This window comes from Bradyrhizobium sp. BRP20 (genome assembly GCF_020194215.1).
GTDB lineage: Bacteria > Pseudomonadota > Alphaproteobacteria > Rhizobiales > Xanthobacteraceae > Bradyrhizobium > Bradyrhizobium yuanmingense.
In genome coordinates this window covers 45,495-70,666 of the sequence record NZ_JADYVY010000014.1, presented here as the reverse complement: position 1 = coordinate 70,666, position 25,172 = coordinate 45,495, and the positions used below count along the sequence as shown (strand labels likewise).

Here is a 25,172-nt window from a genome sequence, read left to right as displayed (position 1 = left end):
CAAGGCATTGGATTTGGGCACCCACTTGCCCGCTAATCCCGTCCAAGCGCACCGACCGTGCGCCCGATCCAATCGATCTCACGGTTTCGTGAGCAGCCCGCCGTAACACGAGCGGCGCGCGGAACGAAGGAGATCATGCGCGCTCGCCTGCCGGGCGGCACCATTCGAACAGGAGAACCTCGATGTCTGCCAAACATACCGTCACCTCCCTCGTCCTCGCCGGTGCGGTGTCGACCGCGCTCGCGACCCTTGCCTCCGCCGCCCCCCTGAGCAAGGCCGAAGCCGATGCCGCCGTCGCCGCCAAGAAAGAGAAGTGCTTCGGCGTCGCACTGAAAGGCCAGAACGATTGCGCGGCGGGACCGGGCACCACCTGCCAGGGCACCTCGACCGTGGACTACCAGGGTAATGCCTGGAAATTCGTCAAGGGCGGCACCTGCACCAGCATCGAGCTGCCGGGCGGCAAGAAGGGTTCGCTGAAGCCGATCTGACGGCCGGCGCAACGGCAAGCGCGAACGGAGCAGCACGATGAGCACGATCAAGCCGGCCCCGCCAGCAGCGCTGCCGCTCCGCTTCGCAACGCCGATCGGCGGCGTTGCCGGGACGAGCTTCAAGCCCGAGCACCTCCCGGCAATCCTCGAGGCAAAGAATCGGCGCGGCTTCTTCGAGGTCCACGCCGAGAACTACATGGGCGCGGGAGGGCCGCCGCATCGCGCGCTGGAGGCGATCCGCCGCGATCATCCGCTCTCGCTGCACGGCGTCTGCATGTCGATCGGCGGACCCCGGCCGCTCGACAAGGCGCATCTGGCGCGCTTCCGCGGCCTGGTCGCGCGCTATCAGCCGGCGCTGGTCTCCGAGCATCTCGCCTGGTCGACGCACGAGACCAGCTTCTTCAACGATCTGTTGCCTCTGCCCTATACCGCGGCGACGCTCGCTTGCGTCTGCGATCACATCGATCAGGTGCAGGAGGCGATCCGGCGACCGCTGCTGTTGGAAAACCCCTCGACCTATCTCGCCTTCCGCGAATCCTCCATGCACGAGACCGAATTCATCCGCGCCATTGCGGAGCGCACCGGCTGCGGCCTGCTGCTCGACGTCAACAACGTGTTCGTCTCTGCGGCCAACCATGGATATTCTGCGCTCGACTACCTCGCTGATTTCCCGCTGTCGCGCGTCGAGGAAATTCATCTCGCCGGGCATGCCGAGCAGGCCGACGACGAAGGTGACCTTCTGTTGATCGACAGCCACGATGGCCCGGTGGCCGACGCCGTCTGGAAACTCTACGAGATCGTGATCCGCCGCCGCGGGCCGGTGCCGACGCTGATCGAATGGGACAGCAAGATTCCGGACTGGCCGGTGCTGCAAGCGGAAGCCGCTGCCGCCCAGGCGATCCTCGATCGCCATCAGTCCGCCGTGCCGGCAGGAGAGCGTCATGCCGCCTGAACCAGGTTTGTGCTTTGCCGCATCGTTCGCGCCGGCGCTGCTGGATCCGGCGCGCAGCACGCCTGAGCTCGTGACCGGCCCGAACGGCAAGGCCGCTGGCCGGCGCTACGACGTCTACCGCAACAACGTCACGGTCAGCCTGATCGACGCGCTCGCCGCGATCTATCCGGCGGTGCAGCGCATCACCGGCGTCGACTTCTTCCGCGCGATGGCGCGCTTGCATGTGCGCAGCAATCCGCCGACATCGCCGCTGCTGTTCGAATATGGCTGCGACTTTCCGGACTTCATCGAAGCCTACGAGCATGCGCAAGATCTGCCCTGGCTCGGCGACGTCGCGCGTCTCGAGCGGGCCTGGCTCGACGCCTATCACGCCGCCGACGCCATCCCGCTGTCGCCGGCCCGGCTCTCGGCGGTGACGCCCGACCGCCTGGCTGATCTGGTTTTCATTCCGCACCCGGCCGCGCGGTGCCTGCGTTCGAACTACGCTGCCGTGACGATCTTTGCGGCCAACCGCGGCGACGCACCGGTCATGCGGATCGATGCCTCGACACCGGAGGATGCGCTGATCACGCGAGGCGAATTCGACGTCGCCGTGCGCCGCCTTCCACCCGGCGGCGCGGTCTTCGCGCACCATCTCATGTCGGGCCGGCCGCTCGGCGAAGCCGCGGCGGCGGCGCTGGAGGCGGCAAGCGAATTCGACATCGCCGCGAACATTGCCGGGCTGATCGAAGCCGGCGCCTTCACCTCGCTCTGTTGCGGAGACCCATCATGATCACGGAGCAGCCCATGACGCCCGCCAGCGGCCTGGCGTCGCCCGGAGCACTCATCGACAGAGCCAATCATCTGATGCAGGCGCTCGCGATGCCATCGCTGGTCCAGCTGGTGCTGCGCCTCGCGCTGGCCGTGCCGTTCTGGCGCTCGGGCCTGCTCAAATGGGACGGCTTCCTCAGGCTCAACGACACGGCAGTAACGCTGTTCAGCGACGAATTCATGCTGCATCTGCCCGGCGGTCCCTATCACTTTCCGGCCCCGACGGTGATGGCCTTTCTCTCGGGCTCCGGCGAGATCATGTTCCCGATCCTGCTGGTGCTGGGGCTGGGCACGCGGTTCGCAGCGCTCGGACTGCTAGTGATGACGGTGATCGTCGAGCTCACGGTGCCCGACGGCTGGCCGATCCATCTCACCTGGGCAGCGATGGCACTTGCCCTCATGGCTTACGGGCCGGGGCACATCTCGCTCGATCATCTGATCTGCCGCATCCGTAGCCCGGATGGAGCGCAGCGCAATCCGGGGCAGGTTGCGCGGTGAGGCATCGGTCCCGGATTACGCTTGCGCTCCATCCGGGCTACAGAAGAGCACTTACATCCCGCTCAGGCCGCTATCGACTGCGAGGGTCTGTGCGGTGACGTAGACGCTTTCGTCCGAGAGGAAGAACAGCACGGCATAGGCAATCTCCCAGGCTGTCGCCTGGCGGCCGAACGGGATGTGGCCCTTGCCGCGGGAGGGACGGCCGGCGCCGGCTTCGCGGCCGTTGGGGGTGTCGACGAGTCCGGGATAGACGAGATTGGCGCGGATGCCGCGGCGGGCTCCGAGATGGGCGATGTTGCGCATCAGACCGCCGAGCGCGGCTTTCGAGGAATCGTACACCGCCATCTGCGAGCCCGCCTTCAGCGCGGCGATGGAGGAGATGAAGACGATGGCGCCGCCATCGTCGAATTTCGGCAAGCCGGCGCGGCAGCACAGCATGGGGCCGCGGACATTGACGTCGTAGATCTTGTTCCACTCCTCGGGGCTGACGGCATCGAGCCCGACCTTGCCGAATGTGCCGACGTTCAGCACCATGCCGTCGAGCCCGCCCATGGCGCGGCGCGCCTCGTCGATCATGCGGACGACGTCGGCCTCCGAGGTGACGTCGGCCGCGATGGCAAAACCCTCGCCGCCTTCATCCGTGATGCGCTTCACCGTCTGTTCGGCGGAGCTGCGGTTGAGATCGGCGACCGCGACCTTGGCGCCCTCGCGGGCGCACAGGATGCTCATGGCACGGCCGTTGCCGATTGGATCGCTCGCTGCGTCGAACACGCGTTGGCCGCCGCCGACGATCAGGATGCGGCGCCCTTTGAGGCGCCCCCTGCCCGGCGCTTCTCCGGATGATTCCGCGCTCGGCGGACGAATGTAACGCTCCGGCTTGCTCTCGGTGTCCGCCATCTCAGCCGCCTGGCTTCTTGCCGCCGTCATAGACCTTCATGCCAGCGGCGGGATCGAGATCGGTTTCCGTTGCTTCGGTCAGGCGCGCCATCATCATGTAAAAGCCGAGCGCGACGATGGCTTCGACGATTTCCTGGTCGCTGAAATGTTTTCGCACGGCCGCGAAGATGGTCTCGGGGACACGGACGTTCTCGACCACTTCGCGGCCGAACTTCAGCAGCGCGCGCTCGGCCTCGCTCAGGCCGGCGGCGTCGTAGTCACTACGCTCGACGGCGTCGATCTGGTCCTGCGTGCAGCCGACGCCGAGCGCGATCGGCACGTGCTGGCGCCACTCGTAGGCGCCGCCTTCGAGCTGGGCGGACTGGAGGATCAGAAGCTCGCGGTTGACCGCGCTGAGCTTCTGCTTGTGCAGGATGGAATTGCCGAGCCGCATCGCCGGAATCATGTTGGCCTCGGCATGGGCCATCATGCGGAAGATGTTGAGCTTGACCGGCATGCGGTCGAACGAGGCGCGAATGTCGCCGCTCGTCGTCTCCGGATCAATCAGGGGCAGCCTTGCCACGCATTTCTCCCTTGGGCTTTTGCTTCTTGTTGTCGGCGTCTTGACCTGCCGCGATCAGCGACAGGAAGAAGGCGAGATAGCGGTCGATCGCCTCGATCACCTTCGGCCGCGGCGACGGCACCGCGCCCATCACGTAATGCTCGAGGCGGATGTAGATCAGACCGGCGGCGAACAGCCGCGCGGTCTCGCGCGGATCAGTGGTCGAGATCAGGCCGGCGAGCGCGAAGCCGCGGAAATAATCCGTCATCAGGCTCTGCTCGCGCGCGTAGAAATGATCGGCGAATTTGGCGCGAATGCCTGGCACGCGGTTGCGCTCGGCGGTGATGACCTTCTGGAACTGGTGCTCGCGCGGATCGGACCATTGCTCGACGAGGTCGAGCGCGAACTGCCGGCAGAACTCCGCCGGCTGCCGCGCCAGCTGCTTGTAGCGCGGCTCCTCCAGCCGGCTCGCCGAGCTGGCCGGGCCATGCTCGCTGACGATCGCCTCGAGGATCGCCGCCTTGCCGGGGAAATGGTTGTAGAGGCTGCTCTCGCGGATGCCGACGCGGCGCGCGAGCTCGCGCATCGAGGCGCCGCCATAACCGCTCTGCGCGAACAGGTTGAGCGCTTCGGCGAGGATGCGCTCGCGCGTCGTGGGCGCAGCCGCTTCAGCCGCGCTGGAGGTGTCGACAGCCATGCTGCTTGACTAACGAACGCTCGTTCGCTAGTCAACCGTACGAACGATCGTTCGTTTCAACTCCGCTCGATAAGCGGAGAGCAATTGGGGAAGAATGCCATGGCAAGCCACGCTCGCCTTTTGCCCGCGCAAACCATCGCAGCGCTTCGCATCGTCACATCATTGCTGCTGATCTTGTCAGCGGCGCCGTCCGCCCGCGCCGAGGATGCTGCCGCCTACCCCACCCGCAAGATCAGGATGCTGCTGCCTTACGCGGCCGGCGGCGGCGGCGACGTAGTCGGCCGGCTGCTTGCGGACAGGATGGGCAAGACGCTCGGGCAGAGCATCTATATCGAGAACCACACCGGCGCCGCCGGCACGATCGGCACGCAGATGGTCGCGACTTCCGCGAATGACGGCTACACCATCACCGTCGGCGGCATGACCACGCATGTGCTGGCGCCCGCGATCTATCCAAAACTGCCCTACGATCCGATCAAGGACTTCACGACGATCGGGCGCGTCGGCGTCTCCTCCATCATGCTGGTGGCGACCAAGGACTTTGCCGCCAATGACATCAAGGGTCTGGTCGCGCTGGCCAAGAAGGGCGAGCCGATCCAGTACGGCAGCTGGGGCGTCGGCTCGACCGGGCAATTCTGCGCGGAAATCCTGATGCAGCAGACCGGCATCAAGATGGACCACGTGCCGTTCAACGGCATCGCAAAGCTGGCCGGCGATTTGCTCGGCCGCCACATTTCCCTGGCGACGCTCGACGTCGCCACCGCAACGCCGCTGGTGAAGGAGGGCTCGATCAAGGCGCTGGCGGCCTGCGGCGAGCGGTCGCCGAGCCTGCCCGAAATCGCCAGCTACAAGGAGCAGGGCGTCGCGTTCGACCGCAGCCTGTCATGGGCGATGTATGCGCCCGCCGGCGTGGCTCCGCCGATCGCGCAGAAGCTGTCGGCGGCCCTGAAGGAGGCCCTTGGCGATGAGGTCGTGAAGCAGAAGCTGCTGGCGCTCGGCATCACCCCGCAATTCGTGCCCGGCGAGGAGCAACGCGACATCAACGCGCGCGACATCACGGCCTGGAAGCAGGTTGCCAAGGACGCGGGCATCGAGGTCAAGTGAGCAAGCTGACGACAGGAGCGCGGGCATGAGCCGCATCTTCGGCGCGGTGCGCCAGAACGGATATGTGGTGCGGGACATCCACGCCGCGATGAAGCACTGGATCGGGGTGATGGGCGTCGGCCCCTGGTACTACATGGACCGGGTCAAGACCGACTGGTTCCGGCATCGCGGCCGGGATTCGGCCGTCGAGATGAGCATTGCGCTGGCGAATTCCGGCGATCTCCAGATCGAGCTGATCCAGCAGCGCAACGACGCGCCCTCGCTCTACAGGGAATTCCTTGATGCTGGGCACGAAGGGCTCCAGCACATGTCGTATTGGAGCCACGACTATCAGGCGCTCTACGACAAGGCGCTCGGGCTCGGCTATCGGATCGGCCATGAGGGCCAGATCGGCGGCAACAAGGGACGCTTTGCCTACTCGACACGCAGGCGCATCCGGGCACGGTGATCGAAATCTCCGACATCAGCGGCACCAAGGGCCCGTTCTTCGAGAAGGTGCGGCAGGCCGCACTGAACTGGGACGGCACGCGGCCGATCCGCGAGGTCGGCGGCGGGAGATCGTAGAACCGATTGCCCGCAATGTACGCCGTTGCTGGCTCTTGCGGGAAACCATGGTAACGTGGCCTCGTGTCCGAACCTTCAGCGAGGCTAGCATGCCCGACACTGACAAGGTTTTCGCCGGCTCGATTCCGAAAATCTACGACGAGTATCTGGTCCCGATGATCTTCGCCGTCTATGCGGAGGACATCGCAAGGCGCGTTGCCGCACGCTCTCCCGCTGTATTGCTCGAGATCGCAGCGGGCACCGGTGCGGTGACGCGTGCCGTGGCGGCGGCGCTGCCGCGCGGCGTTCGATACGTTGCAACGGACCTCAACGAACCGATGCTCGCGGTCGCAGCGCAGCGCCAGGCGAATGACGATCGCATCACCTGGCGCCAGGCGGACGCAATGGCCCTGCCCTTCGGCGACGCCGAGTTCGACGTGGTCTGCTGCCAGTTCGGCGCGATGTTCTTTCCGGACCGCATCAAGGCCTATGGCGAGGTCAGGCGCGTCCTGAAGCCGGACGGCACGTTCGTGTTCAACGTTTGGGATCGCATCGAGGAGAATGCGCTCACGCATGAAGCAACGGTCGCGCTCGAGAAGCTGTTTCCCAATGATCCGCCGCGTTTCATGGTCCGGACGCCGCACGGCTATCACGACAAGGCCGTCATCAGGAGCGATCTCGAACGAGCTGGCTTCCGCGACATCTCGATCGAAACCCGATCCGAAATCAGCCGCGCGCCTTTAGCCGAAGATGTCGCCATTGCGCTCTGCCAGGGCACGCCGCTGCGCAGCGAGATCGAGGCACGGGATGCCGGCAAGCTTCAGGCTGCGACCGATACGGTTGCGGAGGCAATCCGGGCCCGCCATGGATCCGGTCCGGTGGAGGGCAAGATCCAGGCGATCGTGATCGAGGCCCGCCCGTAGCAGGGGCGTTGGCCGAGGCGGCGCGTCCTTTACCAGAAGCCGCGCTGGAACGGCTGCGCCGGCTGATAGTACTGGTACTGGCTGCGCCGGCGCGGGTTGGCCGGCTGGACGTAGGGATCGCGGTAGAAGAAGCCGAAGCCGTTGTCCCAGCCGTCATCGCTGGCGATCATGGCAGGCGCGGTCGGCTTGCGCGTGATGAAGCCGCCTTGCGGCTCGTTGCTCAGCACCGCGACGAACTCGGTGCGGTAATTGGTCTCGCTGCTCAGCGGCTCGTCCGAGACGACGATCGAGGAACGCGGCAACGCGGTCGGTCCGATGCGGTCCCATACGTCCTGCGGGATGGTGATGCGGTCGAGTGCGTTGCGCGCCTCATCGCCGTTCTCGATCGTGACAACGCTCCAGCGCAGGCCCGTCCCGGTCTTCGCCATCGCCGTAAAGATATGCGTGCCGATCGGCTGCTCGGGATTGCGGATCGTGACGGGGACCTCGATGCTGGTGTCGAACACCTCGCCGCCGCCGTCGGGCGCCGGCTTGTGCGTGTTCCGACGCACATAGAGCTTCTGCGTCGCCCGGCTGATGTAGACCGAGACCGGCTCGCCCGCGAGCTTCGCGTCGGTCGCCGCCTTCACGGCCTCGGTCTTTCTGGCCGCAGCGGTCTTCGCGGCTTCCTTGGTCGCAGCCACCGCATCGCGCTTCGGCTGCGCGGCGGCCCTGGCGGCCTCGAGCTGCGTCGCCGCGTCGGCAGCCTTGGTTGCTGCCTTCTGCTTCAGCTCCTCGGCCTTGGCGCGGGCCTGATCCGTCTTGGCATTTGCGAGCATTTTGTCGGCGAAGGCGAGCTCGGCATCGGCGCGGGTCTTCTGCTGTTCCAGCTTGCGCAACGCGGCCGGGAGCGAGGCGGCTTCCTTCGCGGCGGCGGACGCAGCCTTCTTGGCCTCGTCGGCCGCCCTTGTGGCCTCCTCCGCCTCGGCGGAGAGCTTGTCGGCCCGGCCGGGCACGGCCGCGATGGCCTCCGGCTTTGGCACGAACAGCGAGGGATGAGAGAATTCCGTCGGGACCGTGTCATGCGGCGAGACGATCACGCGCATCCCGATATAGGTCTTGTCGAACACATTCTCGGCGAAGCCGAACGGCATTCGCACGCAGCCGTGCGAGGCGGCATAGCCGGGCAGCGGTCCGCCATGCAGGGCGATGCCGTTCCAGGTAATGCGCTGCATGTGCGGCATCCAGGCATCGTCATAAAGGCTCGAGCGATGCTCCCGGTTCTTCTCGAGGATGGCAAAGACGCCAGCCGGCGTCTCGCGTCCGGTGGTGCCGGTCGATACCGGCGCGCGCACGATCCAGCCGTCGGCATCGTAGAAAGTGACCTGCTGGCTCTTGATCGACACGATCGCCATGACCGGATCGCCGGCCACCCGCGGCGCGACTGCCTCGGCCACCTGGCGCTGCTGCTTGGCCGCAATCGCCGGGGTGGCCGCCGCAAGGGTCGCCGCCGCCACGAGCGCCATGATTCCGGCAGGCCCCCGGCGCCCCACCGCCCTGATGGATTGCGCCGTCGTCGATCGGTTTTTCATGCCATCCTCGGTCGAGCTGCCAGTCGGCTGGTATCGCTCACGTGTCAGATTGGAATCGTTGCATTAAGAAATTGCAGTCGCCTTACGTTCCGTCTGTGGCGGGATTCGGTACGTTCGGACGACAAATCTCTCATATACGAGGGTTGGCGAAGGCGGAAGGCGGCCTTCAGCCGGGGGCGGTCCGGAGCTGCCTCGATCGCTGCGGCAGAATGTCCGGATCACCTTTTGGTGCAACCGTACGAACGCGCGGATAGTCCCTCGCTAGACGCCGAGAGCCTTGCGGTTCAACGTTCGCAGGAAACGCAGCGACAACGTTCGCACGTTCGCAACATTCAGCAGCCACGCCGCGGCGGCATAGGCAAGGCCGCCGGCGAGGCTGACGATGACGAGCGGCACGAGGCCGGTGCCGCCCACTTGCGACCGCGCAATCAGGATCGCGGCGGCCATCGCGGCCGCGGAGGCAGCGACGCCGGCGAGGCGATTGAGCTCGAACGGAACCGGATGGGCCCGATGCATCAGGACGAGTGCGACGAGGAAGCCGATCGCCTCGGTCGCCAAGGTCGCCAGCGCCGCGCCGTAAAGGCCGTAGCCGCCGATCAGCGCGAACATCAGGATCACGCTGATCACCAGCGTGAGGAAAGATTGCGTCGCCAGCATGAACGGCCGCTCGGCGAGCTGGAAGCTGATCTGCACGTAGAACTGATTGGCGATGCCGAAGAAGCGCGCAAGCACCAGCGTCGGCAACAGGGCCGAGACGCCGGCGCGGAAGTCGATCCCGACGAGCGTTCCGGCCACCTGGTCCGCCGCAAGCGCAAGCCAGACCGCAACGGGCGCCACCACGACGAGCAGCAGCTCGAGGCTTTCGGTCAGGCGCTCCCGCGTCGTCTCGCCGTTGTTCTCGGACAATGACCGGAACACCAGCGGCACGGTCGCCGCGGCGACGCTGGATGCGATCATCACCATGAACTGGCGCGGCAGATCGGCGGCAACGCCGAAGATGCCGGCAGCATCCTTGCCGAGCAGATAAGCGACAATGAGGCGGTCGCAGGCCGAATAGACGGCCACGGACAATCCCGCCAGCGTCAGCGGCAGGCCGTAGCGCGCCAGCTGCATGAACTGGCTGCGCTGGAATCGCGCGATCCCGGTGCGGTCGCCGACGAGGTTCAGGATGATGCCGGCGAGCGACCCCAGGCCGAATGCGGCGAGCAGCCCCAATCCACCCCAGCCGAGCCAGATTCCGAGAAGTCCGAAGCCGACGGTGGAGACGCTGCGCACGATCGAGATCGCCGCGAAGCGGTAGGGGCGCAATTTGGCGCGCTCGAACTCCTGGCCGACATCGACGGCATTGGCCATGATCGCGACGAACATGCTGGCGAGCAGCAGCTCGACGCTGAGATCGCTGCGGACCAGGACAACCAGCGGAGTGGTGGCGCAGAGCACCGCGGCCGTGAGCGCGAAGGCGACGATTGCCGTGCCACGAAAATCGACCTCCGCCGACATCGCCTGATAGCGCGACACCGACAGCTTGATCCAGGCGAAGAAGATCGCGCCCAGAATCCCGGCAAGGCTGATGCCGACGACATAGACGCCGTACTCCGCCGGGCTGAGGAGCCGCGTATAGGCCGTGACGGCGAAGAAGCCCACCGCCGCAGGCAGGATGTAGGCGACGAGATAGATCGAGAAATGGCGGTTCAGCATGCGAGCACGGGACCGTGGGCGGCCATCAGGATTAACGGATCGTTAAGACGATTGGGTGCGACAATCGGGGCTCGCCGCTGGCATTGCCAAGGATAGGTCAAGGACAAGTCAAGGATAGCCGGATAACCCTGCAAATCGGATCGCTAATGGAGCGAGCACGCGGTTATCGCGCGTTAGCGTTAAATTTGCCCTGTCCTTGAAGGAGCGGGCGCGATCACAGAAAAGAAGCAATGATAGCGAAACGTCGCCCGACTCCTCCGACGCACTGATGTAACTGATATGGACGTTGTCGAACGAACACGGGCGAGATCGACCTCCCTCCCGCGTCGAACCGCCACTGCTCCCGCGGCTCCGGCGTATCCCGGCGCGAAGGGCCGCGACAGGATGGTCCTCAACCTCTTCTTCGAGGAACGAGACGACCGCTGGTTTCCCGGCGACCGTCACCTTCGGCCGCTGCTGCGCCGGTTGCTGCTGGGCAAGTCCTTCATCAGCGGACAGCGGCGCGTTCTGCTCAATCTGTGCGCAGGTCTCGATCGGCTTGGCATTCGCTACCGCGTCAACGATTATCGCTACATTCGGAAGCATCCGGAGGAACTGGCCTGCATCATCGGCCGGCCGTTCGTGCTCGACTGGTTCAAGTGGAAGAATCCACTGCTGCTTGGCGTCGCCATGTATGACCATCCAATCGAAGCACCAGAAACTCTAGAGGATCTCGACGTGAGGCAGGTGCTGTTGCCGTGCGCCTGGTATGCCGACATGTTCCGTCCGCACTGGCCCCATGTCGGTGCCTGGCCCGTCGGCATCGAGACGGATCTGTGGGTCCCGGCGCCGGCCGCGCAGAAGAAGATCGACGTGCTGCTCTACGACAAGGTCCGCTGGGATTACGACCGGTATCAACCGGAGCTGATCGAGCCGATCCGAAAGTTTCTCGAAGCCAGCGGACGCACGGTCGAAACGATCCGCTACGGGCACTACAAGGAAGAGGATTACAAGACCGCGCTGGCGCGCTGCCGCAGCATGATCTTCCTCTGCGAGCACGAGAGCCAGGGCATCGCCTGCCAGCAAGCACTGTCGAGCGGCGTGCCCGTCTTCGCCTGGGATCGCGGCGGACCCTGGCAGGATCCGAAATATTTCCCGGACAAGGTGCGATACGAGGGCAACGTGTCCTCGGTGCCCTATTTCGACGCGCGCTGCGGCATGACCTTCACTGATGCGGGCAGCTTCGCGGCGGGCTGGGGCCGTTTCTGGTCGCAGGTCGACGCAGGAGGCTTCGCGCCGCGCGATTATGTGCTGGACCACCTGACGCTCGAGAAGGGCGCGCTTCACTATTACGAAATCGCGGAAGCCGCGATCCAGCGGCACGCGTGACCGGGCTCGACCGACGCGAATTCCTGCTCGGCAGTGTCGCAACGCTCGCGGCGGGCGCATCGGCGCCCGCGGTGCCGGCCTCGAAACGCGTCCAACGCCGCCCGGGCTACGGCGCAGCCGCCACGCTCTGGGACCTGCAAGCCGATCCGCGGCTCGGCGAGGCCATCAGCACCTATTGCACGCAGGTGGTGCCGGTGCTCGAGCTGAAATGGCCGATGCTGCGGCCGGACGCCCATACGTTCACCTTCGAGCGCGCCGACGCGATCCTGGATTTCGCGCGCGACAACGATCTGACCATGCGCGGCCACGCACTCGCCTGGTATCACGACATTCCGGACTGGACCAAGCAGATCAAGGGCAGCAAGGGCGTCGAACGCGCCTATCTCGACCACATCGGCACCGTCGTTTCCTACTACAAGGACAAGCTGACGTCGTGGGACGTCGTCAACGAGCCGATCCCGGACAATCCGCGCAGCCCGAAGGACCGGCGCGACACCTTCTGGACGCAACATCTCGGCGATCGCTGGATTCCGCTGGCGTTCCGCACGGCGGCGGCGGCCGACCCCTTCGTCAAGCTCGCGATCAACGAATATGACATCGAATCGGCGAAGGACTCGTTCATCGCCAAGCGGGCGGCCTATCGCACCCTCATCATGGACCTGCTCGATCAGGGCGTTCCGCTCCACGCCGTCGGGCTGCAGGCGCATCTTCACGCCGAGCTTGAGATCGACACGCACGGGCTCGCCGAATTCGTCACCGAGCTGCGTTCCTGGGGGCTCGAGGTTCTCATCACCGAGCTCGACGTCGACGACCAGAAGCTGGCGGGAAGTCCTGCGGAGCGCGACGCCGTCGTCGCCAAGCGCGTCGACGACCTGCTGACGGCCGTTGCCGCGAGCGGCCCGGTGCGGTCGATCCTGACCTGGGGCATCTCGGACCGTTACAGCTGGATCAACGGCACCTTTGCCCGCAAGGACAAGCAGCCGAACCGCCCCCTGCCGCTCGACGGCGAGTTCAAGCCGAAGCCGTTCATGGACGTCATCAGCAAGTTCACGAAGGGCGGCTAAAGCGCGATGCGATTAGGATGAATCGTCATCGCGCTTTAGATTATTGTTCGAGCATGATCTTTTCGGAAAACCGCTATGCACTTTTCCGGATCATGCTTTAGAAATCAGCGTGTCTTCGGCGTTTCGAACGCGGCCACATCGCCGATATGATCGGGGGCCAGGCTCGGCGCGCGCCGCTCGCGCGAGGACAGGCGGAACACGTCGCGGATGTCGGCGATCGACGTCGACGAATAGGACTGAATGCAAAGCGCGACCTGCTCGGGCGAGGCCGTGCGCATCATCGCTTCGATGGCCGGGCGGTCGAGCGGCGTGTCGTCCCAGTGCGAGACCGCGATGCTGTCTTCGGTGAGCCGATGTCGCGCCAGGTGTTCCGGCGCATTGGCGACGAAGTTTCCGTAGAGCAGATACTCTGAAAACTTCTTCTTCCGGCACAGCGCCAGCACCCAGCTCAGGCCGGTCGCCGACTTGATCGCGTCCGTCATCGCACGCGCCGTGTCCCTGTCCCAGACCAGCGCGTTGCCGACATAATCGTCCGCCGGGAACGCGCGCTCCTTGATGCCGAGAAGCTGGTCGACGGTGCGCAGCCACAGGCCGTGCAACGGGTGGTCGGCGGCGATCGCTTTGCGCGTGACGAACAGCGGCGTCGTCTCAGCGCCGGCATATCGGCTGACGTCGAACTCGCGGAAGAACAGATTGTCCGAATCTAGGATGCAGACGCGCTGCTCGGGCGCGTTGAGGACGCCGGCGATCTTCAGGATCTGCTGGATGTGCCAGCCGTGCACCGGCGAGGACAGCAGCGACAGCCAGACGCGCCGGCTGCCGAACTGGAGCGCCGGCGGCAGCGCGAACAGCCACTTCGGCAGATAGCGCGAGGCCGGAACGATGACCCGCTTGTCGGACGCGAAGCGCGCGAACAGCGGCACGTCCTCATCGTTAACGAGTACATAATGCCGCCTGTATCCCGATAGCCAAGTGTCGATGCTCTCGCTAAGGAGCGAAAAGCGTTCGATATCCTTGGCGTAGCTGGCAGTCAGCAGGGCAACGGAATGCATGGAGCACGCTCAAATGGCCATCAGACCCGCACTGATAGCGGCAATGCGAGATGCCGGAAACTCACGATCGAAATCAAGGTAAAGCGAAACGAAGTGTTAGCCATCCGACGGCAGCCCCTGCTCCAGCTCGCGAAAGCGGAGCGGTGCCAGGGCTGAGGCGCGCTGCCACCAGTCGGCGACGCGGTCGTCGAGGGCGGTCACGCCGCGGCCCCGGCCGGGAAAGATCCGGATCTGCTGGATCGCCTCTGCCTCGAAACCCCTGGCCCTCCGCGTGATCTTGAGGGCGGCGCCTTCGCGGTCGCGCTGGGTCAGCGGCACCAGAAGACGGCCGCGCGGACGGAGCGACCGCAGCCAGAGCGGGTGCGGGTGCGGGAAGCCGGCATGGACGATGATCACATCGGCGGGCTCGCTCACGTCCTTGCATCCATCGCCGTGGACGACCGTGACATTGCCATAGCCGCGCAAATAGCTCGCCGCCCGGGTCGCGAGCCGCTCGTCGCATTCGATCGCATGGACGCGGCCCTTCTCGCCGACCATCATCGACAGCACCGCCGAGAAATAGCCGAGGCCGCAGCCGATCTGCACCACACGGTCCATCCGCTTGACGTCGAGAGTGTCGATCAAATGCGCCCACAGGCTCGGCAGGCCGGTGTCGAGCTTGCGGCGCGCATCGATCGCGACCAGCACGTTGTCGTAGAGATGAAGGGGATCGGCGTCGGGCGTCAGCCGGTAACTGCGCGCTGCCTCGCCCTTGATGCGCCACGGTCCCCTTGGCAGAAATTCCTCGCGCGGAACGGCGGCGAGCGCGGCGAGCAGACGCTTCGAGGCAATCCGCTCGCGCCTGGCGATCAACTCAGCGTAGCGCGCACGCGCGGCGGCAAGATCGCTCATGTCACAGACCGGCCTGCTCGCGCACCGCCGCGTCGCTACCGAGCTCATCGAGGAGCTGCATCGCCTGCTTCAGGTCCGGCGTGTAAAAGCCCTCGCTGAATTTGCCGACGATCGGCATGAGCAGGAGTCTTGCGTGCTCGCGCTTGCCGGCTTGATGCGACAGGCGCGCGAGGCAGACGGCGGTGCGAAGCTCCCAGGACAGCGCTCCCTGCTTGCGTGCGGTCTCCAGCGAAAGGCCGAACAGGTCCTCCGCCTCCTGGACCGACGCCGGGTCGCCACCCGCCAGCGTGATCTCGCCTTGCATGCGATAGACCTCGGCGAGATAGAAGTGATCGCCGGTCCGCCTTGCGGTCGCAAGCGCACCATCCAGCGCGCGCAAGGCGGCGTCGCGCATCCCGACCTTGGCGTAGGTTTCCGCGAGCAGACAGCGGAACCAGCAGCCGGCGAGCCAGGAATCCATCGCCTCGTACTCGTCGAGGCCGAAGCGCATCTGGCCGAGGCCTTCGTCGGCTTCGCCGAGCTGAGCCAGCGCCCAGCCGCGCAGGATCGCCGCCTGCTGCTTCCAGTGCAGGAAATTGTGCTCGGTGGCAATGATCATGGCGCGATTGGCGTAGTCGCGCGTGCCTTCGACGTCGCGCAAATGCTGGCGGAGATAGGCGCCGAACACCAGCGCGAAGGCGAGCGTGAAGGGGTGGCGGATCTTCTCGGCGTTCGCGATCGCCTGCTCGCTGTGCTGGCGCGCCGCGTCGGGCCGACCGAGGAACCACAGGAGGTAACCGAGATAGGACAGCGAAACGACACCGGGATCGATGCCGTGCCGTTCCATCAGGTCGGAGTGCAGATCGGGGCTGAACAGGTTGATGCAGCGGTGCAAATGGTGCTGCGAGGCTGCGAAGCGGCCGCGATAGAGCATGGTCATCGCGATCGCGCGGTGCGCCTCGATCAGATAGCCGGTCTGCTGCGCCGGCTGCGTCCGCTCGTTCAGCCGCTCGCGCTTGGCAAACTTCAACAGCTCGACGCTGAGATCGTGCGCGCGGGTGAGATCGGCGCGGATGAAATGGCACACCCAGAGCCCGCGCGTCGCAGCGAAGACCTTTTCGTCGTCATCGAGCTGACGGCCGAGTTCCAGCGCGCGGATGTAGTTCTCCTCGACCTCCTGCACCGCGTAACCCTTGGCGGCGATCAGCGCGTTGCCGAGCGCGATGCGCAGCTTGAGCTCCATCTCGTCCGCGCCCTGCATGCGCGCATTGGCCTGCACGACGTTAAGCCCGCGGCGCAGGTGGCCGATCGCCTCCAGATTGGCCCCGGTCCTGGCCGCCTGCTTGCCGGCCTTGAGCCAGAAGCTGGCAGCGCCCTCGCTCTGGCCGGATTCGGTCAAATGATGGGCGAGCAGCTCCGGTTCGCGCTCGGTCCTCTCCGGATACATCTCGGCGAGCACCTGGGCGATCCGCGCATGCAGCTTGCGCCGCTCGCTGTGCAACAGGCTCGCATGCGCGGCGTTCTGGATCATCACGTGCTTGAATGAGTACAGCGCATCCGGCGGATGGCCGCGGCGCATGATCAGCCCGGCTTCCTGCAGATGGCTGAGCGCCGCCTCGATCTGCTCGGCCGGCGCACTGGCAACGGCGTGCAGCGTCTCGTAGGAGAACTCGCGGCCGATCGTGGCGCCGATCTGCGCGATGCGCTTGAAGGGTCCCATCCGATCGAGCCGCGCCATCAGCGAGTCGGTCAGGGTGGCCGGGATTGCGAGCTGCCGCCACGGTCCCGACAGCACGTAGCGCCCGTGCCGCTCGGTCAGCAGATTGGATTCCAGAACCGTCTTGGTCAGCTCTTCCAGGAACAGCGGCACGCCGTCGGTCTTGACGATGATCTCCTCGACGACCTCCTTGGGCAGCTCGCGTCCCGCGACGCGCTCGACCAGCGTCGTGCGCAACTGCCGGCTCAAGCGGTTCAGGACCAGGGTGGTGATGTGCGAATGCGCGTTCCAGCTCGCCTGGAATTCCGAGCGCGCGGTGATGATCGCCAGGATCGGCTGGTTCTGCACCCGATCGACCAGGAGGTCGACCACCTCGCGGGAGGTCGGGTCGATCCAATGCAAATCCTCGAACGCGATCACCAGCGGCATCTCGCGCGCAAGGCCGAGGAAATGGTTGACCAGCGCGACGACCGTCGCATCCTTCTGCTGCTGCGGCGACAGCTCGAGCGGCGGATAGCGGTCCCCGGTCGGTATCGACAGCAGCGCGGCAAACAGCGGGGTGACCTGCTCAATGTCGCCATCGGCGGCGGCGATCGCGTTCTCCAGGCTCGCCAACGACAGCGCGGACGAATCCTCGCGATCGAGGCCGAGGGAGAATTTGAGCTGCTCGACGAACGGATGGAACGCGGTGGAGGTGTAATAGGGCGAGCACTGCAGCGAGACCTGTCCATGGCGGTCGCCCGATATCCGCTCGAAGATCTCCTGGATGATGCGCGACTTGCCGATTCCGGGCTCGCCGAACTTGACCACGACCTGGCCGTCGCCGTCCTTGGCCTGCTGCCAGCGCCCCATCAACAGCGCGATCTCCTCCTCGCGGTTGACGAGCGGCGTCAGCCGCGTACCCATCGCCGCAGCGAAGCGGGTCTCCAACCGCGAGGCGCGCACCACGTGCCAGGCCTGGGCCTTCTCGGAGATTCCCTTCAAGTCGTGGACGCCGAGATTGCGATAGTCGAACTTCCCCTTCAGCAGCGACTGCGTCGAGGCCGAGATCACCACGCCGTTGGGCGGCGCCAGGCCTTGCAGGCGCGCCGCGAGATTGACGGTTTCCCCGACCGCGGAATCGCGTTCCTCGGTGCCCTGCCCGACCAGATCGCCGACCACGACGAGGCCGGTCGCGATCCCGATGCGGACGGCCGGTGAATGGCTGAGCGCACCGCGCGGCTCGACCGCGTGCGCCGTCGACAGCACCCGCACGATCTCGAGCCCGGCGCGCACCGCGCGCTCGGCATCGTCCTCATGTGCGGTCGGATAGCCGAAATAGACCAGGATACCGTCGCCGACGAAACGGGCGGCAAAGCCCTCGTATTGCTTGACCACCCGGACGCAGGTCTCGCGAAAATCCGCGATCATGTCGCGGACGTCCTCCGGATCGAACTGCGCGGACAGCGAGGTGGAATCCACCATGTCGCAGAACATGGTGGTGAGCTGGCGCCGTTCGGCTCCGACCTCCGCCCGGATTTGCGGACGCGGCGCCTCCGCCGGCGCCTCCGTGGTTTCCGCTTGAAACAGCGCCGCCATCGCCCGCTGCAGCCGCTTGCGATCGCCGAGCGGCAATCCGAGCTCGACCAGATCGGCTTCGGTGAGATCCGCGATGACGTCGAGATCGAGGCGGTGCTGCGCGAAAAGATCGGTGTAGTGCCCGAGGCCGATGCTTTCGAGCCAGTGATTCAGCCCACCTTCCAAACTCGTGCTCGGCTCGTTCTCCAGCATCGTGATTCTGCCCGACCCTTACTCCGTCGAAGGGCTCGAGGGCCCCTCAACCACAGATTTTGGGGTCCAAACTTCACCTCGGACTGGACGCATTCCCCAACTTCTTGGAAGAATAACTTAATCGGTCCAAAAGGGAATGGCGTTGTCGGACATTGCATCCGGAGCGGACGAAGCATCAGCCGGCACCACGGCCGAAACGAAGGTGTTCGCGCATATCAGCGGCCTTCTCGAATTCTACGCCCGCAGGACGCCGGCGGCGCCCGCACTCCTCGCTCCCGGCCGGCCGGCGCTCAGCTATGACGCGCTGGCCGAGTCGATCCGGCAACTGGTGCGTGCCTTGCGTGAACTCGGCATCCGTCCCGCAGACCGCATCGCGGTGGCGCTGCCGCGCGGCGCCGATACTGCCCTGGCGCTGCTAGCAGTCGCATCAGGCTGCGCCTGCGTCCCCGTCAACCCCGATCTGACGGCGGACGAGCTGCAACGCTATTTCAGCGAACTGAAGCTGACCGCGCTCGTGACCCGGGCCGACATGAACTCGGCGAGCCGTGACGCCGCCAGGATGCTCGACATCGCATTGATCGATTTCGTGGCGGGGCCCACCCACGATCTCGGCGGCTGCGCGTTCATTGCTCCGGCGATCGGGCCGGCCAATGCCGGCGGCGCTTCGCGCGGCGACGACGATGCGTTCATCCTGCTGACGTCAGGCACGGCGGCGCGACCGAAAATGGTGCCGCTGACCCATCGCAATGTCTGCCTGTCCGCTTACAATGCCGGCCATGTGCTGTCGCTCACGATGCATGATCGCCTGCTCAACGTCCTGCCGCTGTTTCATGCCCATGGCTTGATCTCCGGCCTGCTCACGGCGCTGGCCGCGGGCTCCAGCGTGATCTGCACCGACGGTTTCGACGCAGCGTCGTTCTTCGGCTGGATGCGGGAGCTGCAACCGACCTGGTACACGGCGGTGCCGACCATTCATCGCGCATTGCTGACGGCGGCGGAAGTAAACCCCGACCGCGCCCGACCATCGTCGCTGCGCGTGATCCGGTCGGCTTCGGCCTCGCTCGCGCCGACGATTCTCGCCGGGCTGGAGACAACGTTCGGCGTTCCCGTGCTCGAAACTTACGGCATGACCGAGGCGGCCTCGCAGATTGCGGCCAATCGGTTCGAGCTGCGCAAGGTCGCGTCGGTCGGTCGCGCCGCCGGCCCGGAGATCGCGATCATGGACGAGACCGGCCGCACGCTCGCAAGCGGGGCGCACGGCGAGATCGTGCTGCGCGGGCCGAACATGAGCCGCGGCTATTATAATGACGAGCCGGCGACGCGGGCCGCATTCCGCAACGGCTGGTTCAGGACCGGCGACCTCGGCTATCTCGATGACGACGGCTATCTCTTCATCGTCGGCCGCATCAAGGACGTCATCAACCGCGGCGGGCAGAAGATATCGCCGCTGGAGGTGGAAGACGTCCTGCTCAGCCATCCGGCGGTGCTGGAAGCCGGCGTGTTCGCGGTCCCGCACGACAAGCTCGGCGAGAACGTCGCGGCCGTCGTGGTGCTGCGGCCGAATGCCGAGGCGACCCCGGACCAGTTGCGCCAATTCGCACGAAAACGGCTTGCGGCCTACAAGATACCGAGCGTGATCCGCAGCGTGGCGGCGCTGCCGAAGGGCGCCAGCGGCAAGGTCAAGCGCAACGCCCTCGCCGGGCTGATTGCAACGGTCGACGCGGACGACGAGACCCGGCTGCCGCGCAATGCGGTCGAGAGCCAGCTCGCCGAGATCTGGGCCGGCCTGTTGGAGCTGCCGCAGGTCGGCGCCGACCAGGACGTCTTCGCGCTCGGCGCGGATTCGCTCGCGGTGACACAGATGCGCTCGCGCCTGCGCGACCGCTTCAATGTCGACTTCTCGTTCGAGGATATCTTCGATTGCCCGACGGTCGCAGCGCTTGCGGCCCGGATCGAGACCGCCGCAAGCCGGCGCGAGACGGCGCTGCCGGGCTGGCGCCGGCTTGCAGGCACGGACGCACCGCTGTCGTTCCAGCAGCAGCGGATGTACGTGCTCTCGCGACTGGACCCGACGCGGTACAATTATAACGTCGTCGAGATCGCCGTCCTCAAGGGCCCGGTCGACGCCGCCGCGCTGTCTGCGAGCCTCGCTGCGATCTCAACGCGCCATGAGGCGCTGCGCTCGGTGTTCGTCGAGCGCCAGGGCGAGCCGATGCAACTCGTGCTGTCATCGACGCCGCGGCTGGAGCGCATCAAGCTCAAGCCATGCCCTGCGGGCAGGCGGCCTGCGGCAATCCGGCGCGAGGCGCTCAGGCTTGCGCAACGTCAGTTCGACCTGGCCCACGCGCCGCCCCTGAAGACGACACTGCTGTCGTTCGACAGGAACAACCATGCGCTGGTGGTCAACGTCCATCACCTCGCCACCGATGGCTGGTCGCAGCGGCTGTTCTGGCAGGAGCTCGCCGTCCATTATGCCGCGACACGCAAGAAGCATTCGGCCGCACTGCCGCCGCCCGCTTTCCAATATTGCGACTTCGCACTCTGGCAGCAAAGCTGGGCGCAGACGCCCGCGGCCAGGGAGCAGCTCGATTATTGGCGGACCCAGCTCGACGGCGTCACCATGCTGCCGCTGAGAACCGACAGGCCGAGACCTGAGATCTGGAGCGGACACGGAGCGCGTCACTACCTTGAATTCTCAAAGTCCCTCTCGTCCGAGCTGCGCGCGTTGAGCCAGAACCAGGGCGTCACGCCGTTCATGACGCTGCTCGCCGCTTTCCAGTGCCTGTTGTTCCGCCACACCTCGCATGAGGACGTCGCCACGGGATCGCTGATCGCCAACCGCAACCAGATCGAGAGCGAACGCCTGATCGGGCTGTTCGCCAATACCCTGGTCCTGCGCAACGATTTCAGCGGCGATCCGAGCTTCGGCGAGATGTTGCGGCGGGTGCGGCAGGTCACGCTGGACGCCTACCGCAACCAGGACCTTCCGATCGAGGAGGTGTTGCGCGCATTGCGGGTGGCGCGCCGCAGCGACGGCAATCCGCTGTTCCGGATCATGTTCATCCTCCAGAACGCCTCGATCGAGGCGGCGCGCTTTCCTGGCCTGTCGACCCGGCGGCTGGAAGTCGATCCCAGGGTGGCGCGGTTCGACATCACGCTCGAACTGGTCGAGGCCGATGGCCGCTTCACCGGCTTCTTCGAATACGCCACCGATCTGTTCGAGGCCGCGACGATCGAAGCCATGGCGGCCCAGTTCAAGGCGCTGCTCAAGGCCGTCATCGCCAATCCGGAACAGCGCATCTCGCGCCTGCCGCTCCTGACCGAGGCCGAACGTCGGCAAGCGCTGGCAAAAGGCCGGGGCATGCCGGCCAATTTCACCACACGCGGCAACTTGAGCGAACGCTTCGAGCGCCAGGCGAGGAAGACGCCGAACGCAGTCGCGGTCTCGGACGGTCGCACGTCCCTGACCTATCGCGAGCTGGCGCGTCGCACTGGGGCGGCCGCGCGCTGGCTTGCCCGTGAGGGCGTCGGCGCCGAGAGCGTGGTTGCCCTGCTCGCGGAGCGCGGGCCCGACCTGCTCGCCGCGATGATCGCGGTGCAGCGCGTCGGCGCGGCCTTCCTCAATCTCGATCCCGACCAGCCGACGGCAAGGCTCTCGACCATCCTCGGATCGAGCTGTGCCCGCGTGCTGCTGACCGGGCGGGCTCAGTCTGCCATGGTCGAGGCCCTGCTCGAACCGCTGGTCGAGCGCATCCCGGTGGCCGAGCTCGACGACGCTCTTGCATCCGGGTCGACAAAGCCGGCCCGCGCCGCACGCCGCGCCGCCTCGAGCCTTGCCTATCTCGTCTATACGTCCGGCTCCTCCGGCGCGCCGAAGGGCGTCATGATCGAGCAGCGCGGCCTGTCGAACCATCTGGCCTCGCTCATCTCCGAACTCGGCCTCTCGCCTAAGGACGTGATCGCGCAGATCGCGCCGCAGAGCTTCGTCATCTCGGTCTGGCAATTCCTCGCCGGTCCGATGGTCGGCGCGCGCGTCCATGTCTGCGGCAACGCGATCGTGCAGGACCCGATGCTGCTGGCGCGCGAGATCGAGCGCGAGGGCATCACGGTGCTCGAAATCGTGCCCTCGCTGCTGCGCCTCATTCTCGAATGTATGGACGAGGCGCCGATCCGGCGCGCCTTCGCGAAGCTGCGGCTGCTGATCTCGACCGGCGAGCCGTTGCCCGTCGAGCTCTGCCGGGCCTGGTTTGCCTGCTGCCCGAGGGTACCGCTGATCAATGCCTATGGCGCCTCGGAATGTTCGGACGACGCCTCCCTGCACCGCCTGACCAAAGCGCCGGCGATCGCGACGGCCAACGTTCCGGTCGGGGCGCCGCTGCCGAACACGCAGCTCTACGTACTCGACGCAAACCTCCAGCCGCAACCGATCGGCGTGACCGGCGAGCTCTGCATCGGCGGCGCCGGAATCGGCCGCGGCTATATCAACGATCCCGCGCAGAGCCGGCAGCGCTTTCTGCCCGATCCGTTCTCGCGCCAGGCCGGCAGCCGGCTCTACCGGACCGGCGATCTGGCCCGGCGCCGCGCCGACGGGACGCTCGAATGCCTCGGCCGCGCCGACCATCAGGTCAAGATCCGTGGCTATCGTATCGAGCTCAAGGAGATCGAGAACGCGCTGGCCGAGCATCCAAGCGTGCGCGCTGCCATCGTCGAACCGCGCCGCGAGGCGAGCGGCGACATCAGGCTGATCGCCCATGTCGTCGCCAAGCCCGGCAGCCGGAGCAGCGCCAGCGAGATGCGCGACTTCCTGAAGAGCCGCCTGCCCGTTCACGCCATCCCCGCCGCCTTCCTGTTCCTGGATCAGGTGCCGCTCAACGCCCATGGCAAGATCGACCGCTCGGCGCTGCTGGCGTCCGTCCCGCCGGAAACGTCCGGCGCGGATGCGGTCGTCCCGGCGCGGCGCTTCACCGAAAAGGTGCTCTCCGACATCTGGATCGACCTGCTGAACGTCGAACGCATCGGTGTTACCGACAATTTCTTCGACCTCGGCGGCCATTCGCTGCTGGCCGGCCAGGTGATGGCGCGCATCGCGCGGGCGCTCGGCGTGTCGCTGCCGATCAAGGCCATCTTCGAGGCGCCGACGATCGAGGGGTTGGCGCGGCGGGTCGAACAGACCGTGGCCACGAAGCCGCACAAGCCTGCCGCAAGCCTGCCGCGATCGGCTGCGGGCGGGCCGCCGGCGCCTTCCACCGGACAGGGCCAGATGCTGCACATCGAGCGCAATCTGCCGGGGCTGCCGCAGCTCAACCTGCCCTTCGCCTTCCGCCTGCAGGGCCCGCTCGATTCGGCCGCCCTGGCAAAGGCGATCGACGACGTGGTGCGCCGGCACGAATCGCTGCGCACCGCGTTCGCCTGGAACGGCGATGAGCCGGAAAGCCGCATCGCCGCGCCACGCACGCTCGGCCGAATCATGACGGTCGAGACGATCGGCGACGGTCATTCCCACAACAACAAGCGGCGCAAGGCGCTCGAGCTCAGGAAGATCGATCTCCTGATCGAGCAGGAGGCCTATACCCCGATCGACACCACGCGCGCGCCGCTGTTGCGCGCCCGGCTGTTGCGGCTCCACGACGACGACCACGTGCTGCTGCTGACGCTGCATCACGCCGTCGTCGACGGCTGGTCGATCGGCGTGCTGTTCGAGGAATTGTCGAGCCGCTATGCCGCGCTGGCCGGATATCCGTCCGCGCCGCTGCCGAAGCCGCCGCCGGCCTTTTCGGACGTGGCACGTTGGCAGCGCTGGTGGTGCGGCACCGACGCGGCGCGCCGCCAGGCTTCCGACTGGATCCTGAATTTGCGCGGAGCGGGTCCCCTCTTCGACGGCGAATCGAGCCCGGGCGCCTCCACCGGGCATCATCCGGTCTGCCTCGAGCGCGAGCTGATCGCCCGGTTGACGGCGTTTGCCGGCCAGCACAATTGCACGCTGTTCATGTGCTTCCTCACCGGCCTGAAGGCCATGCTGCTGGCCCGGACGGGCCGCACCGACATCGCGGTCGCGACCGCGATGGCCAATCGTGCCCAGCCGGACACCGACCGGATCATCGGCCCGTTCGAGAACACGGTGATCGTCCGCACGACAATCACGCCGGACCTGTCTTTCGCGCAGGCTCTGCTGCGGGTGCGCCAGAGCGTGCTCGAGGCGCATGCGCGGCAGGAGCTGCCGTTCAACGTCCTGGCCGATCGACTGGAGCAGGAGGGGATCGATCCGGCCTCGCTGCTCCAGGTCTATTTCACGCTGCAGAATCCGTTGCGCCGGCCGCTCGATCTCCCGGATCTCGCGACGGAATCGATCGGCAACGTCACGCGCGAAGGCCAGCCGGTGCTGCCGATCGACCAGACCTGGCTGTCGCTGATGCTCAAGGAGCGCCCGACCGGCATTACCGGCTCCTGCAATTACAAGCGCGATTTGCTCGAGGGCCGAGCGGTCGGCGAATGGATGGAGGACCTCGTCGCCCTGCTAACGGCGGCGATCGCCCAGCCCAACGCACCACTCGGCAGATTGCTCGCGCGCAGGGCCGCTTGATGCCGCGACATCGCGCCAGAATACGGGTT

17 protein-coding genes and 1 pseudogene are annotated in these 25,172 nt (G+C 66.2%); 10 read left to right on the top strand and 8 right to left on the bottom strand.

Features of this window, described 5'->3' with window-relative positions:
* The first annotated feature begins 182 nt into the window (after positions 1-182).
* The 4 genes from I6F33_RS27630 to I6F33_RS27615 are packed head-to-tail and all read left to right on the top strand — an operon-like array spanning position 183 to position 2,748.
* Positions 183-488 (top strand): DUF2282 domain-containing protein, encoded by a 306-nt coding sequence (locus I6F33_RS27630; RefSeq protein WP_036026732.1) that lies wholly within the window; start codon positions 183-185, stop codon positions 486-488.
* A gap of 37 nt (positions 489-525) precedes the next feature.
* Positions 526-1,440, top strand: coding sequence for a DUF692 domain-containing protein (locus I6F33_RS27625; RefSeq protein ID WP_225144693.1), 915 nt, complete (start codon positions 526-528; stop codon positions 1,438-1,440).
* Positions 1,430-2,212: a DNA-binding domain-containing protein gene (locus tag I6F33_RS27620; RefSeq protein ID WP_225144692.1), complete on the top strand. Its 783-nt coding sequence runs from the start codon at positions 1,430-1,432 to the stop codon at positions 2,210-2,212. Before I6F33_RS27625 ends, I6F33_RS27620 begins: the two co-directional genes overlap by 11 nt.
* Positions 2,209-2,748, top strand: a complete 540-nt coding sequence (locus I6F33_RS27615; RefSeq protein ID WP_225144691.1) for a DoxX family protein — start codon at positions 2,209-2,211, stop codon at positions 2,746-2,748. The genes I6F33_RS27620 and I6F33_RS27615 overlap by 4 nt, the downstream gene beginning before the upstream one ends.
* Before the next feature lie 51 nt (positions 2,749-2,799).
* Here the strand turns inward: I6F33_RS27615 and I6F33_RS27610 are convergent, their stop codons facing one another.
* From I6F33_RS27610 to I6F33_RS27600, 3 genes are read right to left on the bottom strand one after another with little or no spacing between them, the layout of a single operon-like run.
* Complete coding sequence (locus tag I6F33_RS27610; protein ID WP_225144690.1) at positions 2,800-3,645, bottom strand: SDR family NAD(P)-dependent oxidoreductase; 846 nt, start codon at positions 3,643-3,645, stop codon at positions 2,800-2,802.
* A gap of 1 nt (position 3,646) precedes the next feature.
* Complete coding sequence (locus I6F33_RS27605; protein WP_036011690.1) at positions 3,647-4,207, bottom strand: carboxymuconolactone decarboxylase family protein; 561 nt, start codon at positions 4,205-4,207, stop codon at positions 3,647-3,649.
* The gene (locus tag I6F33_RS27600) at positions 4,185-4,883 is read right to left on the bottom strand and encodes a TetR/AcrR family transcriptional regulator (protein ID WP_225144689.1); all 699 of its coding nucleotides are present in this window, start codon (positions 4,881-4,883) and stop codon (positions 4,185-4,187) included. Before I6F33_RS27600 ends, I6F33_RS27605 begins: the two co-directional genes overlap by 23 nt.
* A 99-nt stretch (positions 4,884-4,982) precedes the next feature.
* Here I6F33_RS27600 and I6F33_RS27595 point away from each other — a divergent pair, with 99 nt between their 5' ends.
* The 3 genes and pseudogenes from I6F33_RS27595 (at position 4,983) to I6F33_RS27585 (ending at position 7,453) form a co-directional block, all read left to right on the top strand.
* Positions 4,983-5,987, top strand: a complete 1,005-nt coding sequence (locus tag I6F33_RS27595; protein ID WP_225144688.1) for a tripartite tricarboxylate transporter substrate binding protein — start codon at positions 4,983-4,985, stop codon at positions 5,985-5,987.
* 25 nt (positions 5,988-6,012) lie between these two features.
* Positions 6,013-6,551: pseudogene (locus I6F33_RS27590) on the top strand (VOC family protein).
* An 89-nt stretch (positions 6,552-6,640) separates the two neighbouring features.
* On the top strand, positions 6,641-7,453 hold the full coding sequence (locus I6F33_RS27585) for a class I SAM-dependent methyltransferase (RefSeq protein WP_036026746.1): 813 nt from the start codon (positions 6,641-6,643) through the stop codon (positions 7,451-7,453).
* A 29-nt stretch (positions 7,454-7,482) separates the two neighbouring features.
* Here the strand turns inward: I6F33_RS27585 and I6F33_RS27580 are convergent, their stop codons facing one another.
* Positions 7,483-9,024 (bottom strand): L,D-transpeptidase, encoded by a 1,542-nt coding sequence (locus I6F33_RS27580; protein ID WP_036026748.1) that lies wholly within the window; start codon positions 9,022-9,024, stop codon positions 7,483-7,485.
* A gap of 261 nt (positions 9,025-9,285) precedes the next feature.
* Positions 9,286-10,722 carry a lipopolysaccharide biosynthesis protein gene (locus I6F33_RS27575; protein WP_225144687.1) on the bottom strand — a complete coding sequence of 479 codons (1,437 nt, stop codon included), beginning with the start codon at positions 10,720-10,722 and terminating at the stop codon, positions 9,286-9,288.
* A gap of 279 nt (positions 10,723-11,001) precedes the next feature.
* On the opposite strand from I6F33_RS27575, the gene I6F33_RS27570 reads away from it, so the two are divergent.
* The gene (locus I6F33_RS27570; RefSeq protein ID WP_225144686.1) at positions 11,002-12,090 is read left to right on the top strand and encodes a glycosyltransferase family 1 protein; all 1,089 of its coding nucleotides are present in this window, start codon (positions 11,002-11,004) and stop codon (positions 12,088-12,090) included.
* On the top strand, positions 12,087-13,154 hold the full coding sequence (locus I6F33_RS27565) for an endo-1,4-beta-xylanase (protein ID WP_225144685.1): 1,068 nt from the start codon (positions 12,087-12,089) through the stop codon (positions 13,152-13,154). The genes I6F33_RS27570 and I6F33_RS27565 overlap by 4 nt, the downstream gene beginning before the upstream one ends.
* A 104-nt stretch (positions 13,155-13,258) precedes the next feature.
* On the opposite strand, the gene I6F33_RS27560 is transcribed toward I6F33_RS27565, so the two are convergent.
* From I6F33_RS27560 to I6F33_RS27550, 3 genes are all read right to left on the bottom strand, one after another.
* Entirely contained in the window at positions 13,259-14,206 is a 948-nt protein-coding gene (locus I6F33_RS27560; RefSeq protein WP_225144684.1) for a DUF6492 family protein, read from the bottom strand.
* Between the two features lie 96 nt (positions 14,207-14,302).
* Positions 14,303-15,097 carry a protein-L-isoaspartate O-methyltransferase gene (locus tag I6F33_RS27555; protein WP_225144683.1) on the bottom strand — a complete coding sequence of 265 codons (795 nt, stop codon included), beginning with the start codon at positions 15,095-15,097 and terminating at the stop codon, positions 14,303-14,305.
* Position 15,098: 1 nt separating this feature from the next.
* On the bottom strand, positions 15,099-18,563 hold the full coding sequence (locus I6F33_RS27550; protein WP_225144682.1) for an AAA family ATPase: 3,465 nt from the start codon (positions 18,561-18,563) through the stop codon (positions 15,099-15,101).
* A 136-nt stretch (positions 18,564-18,699) separates the two neighbouring features.
* Here I6F33_RS27550 and I6F33_RS27545 point away from each other — a divergent pair, with 136 nt between their 5' ends.
* Entirely contained in the window at positions 18,700-25,143 is a 6,444-nt protein-coding gene (locus tag I6F33_RS27545; RefSeq protein ID WP_225144681.1) for a non-ribosomal peptide synthetase, read from the top strand.
* Positions 25,144-25,172 lie beyond the last annotated feature (29 nt).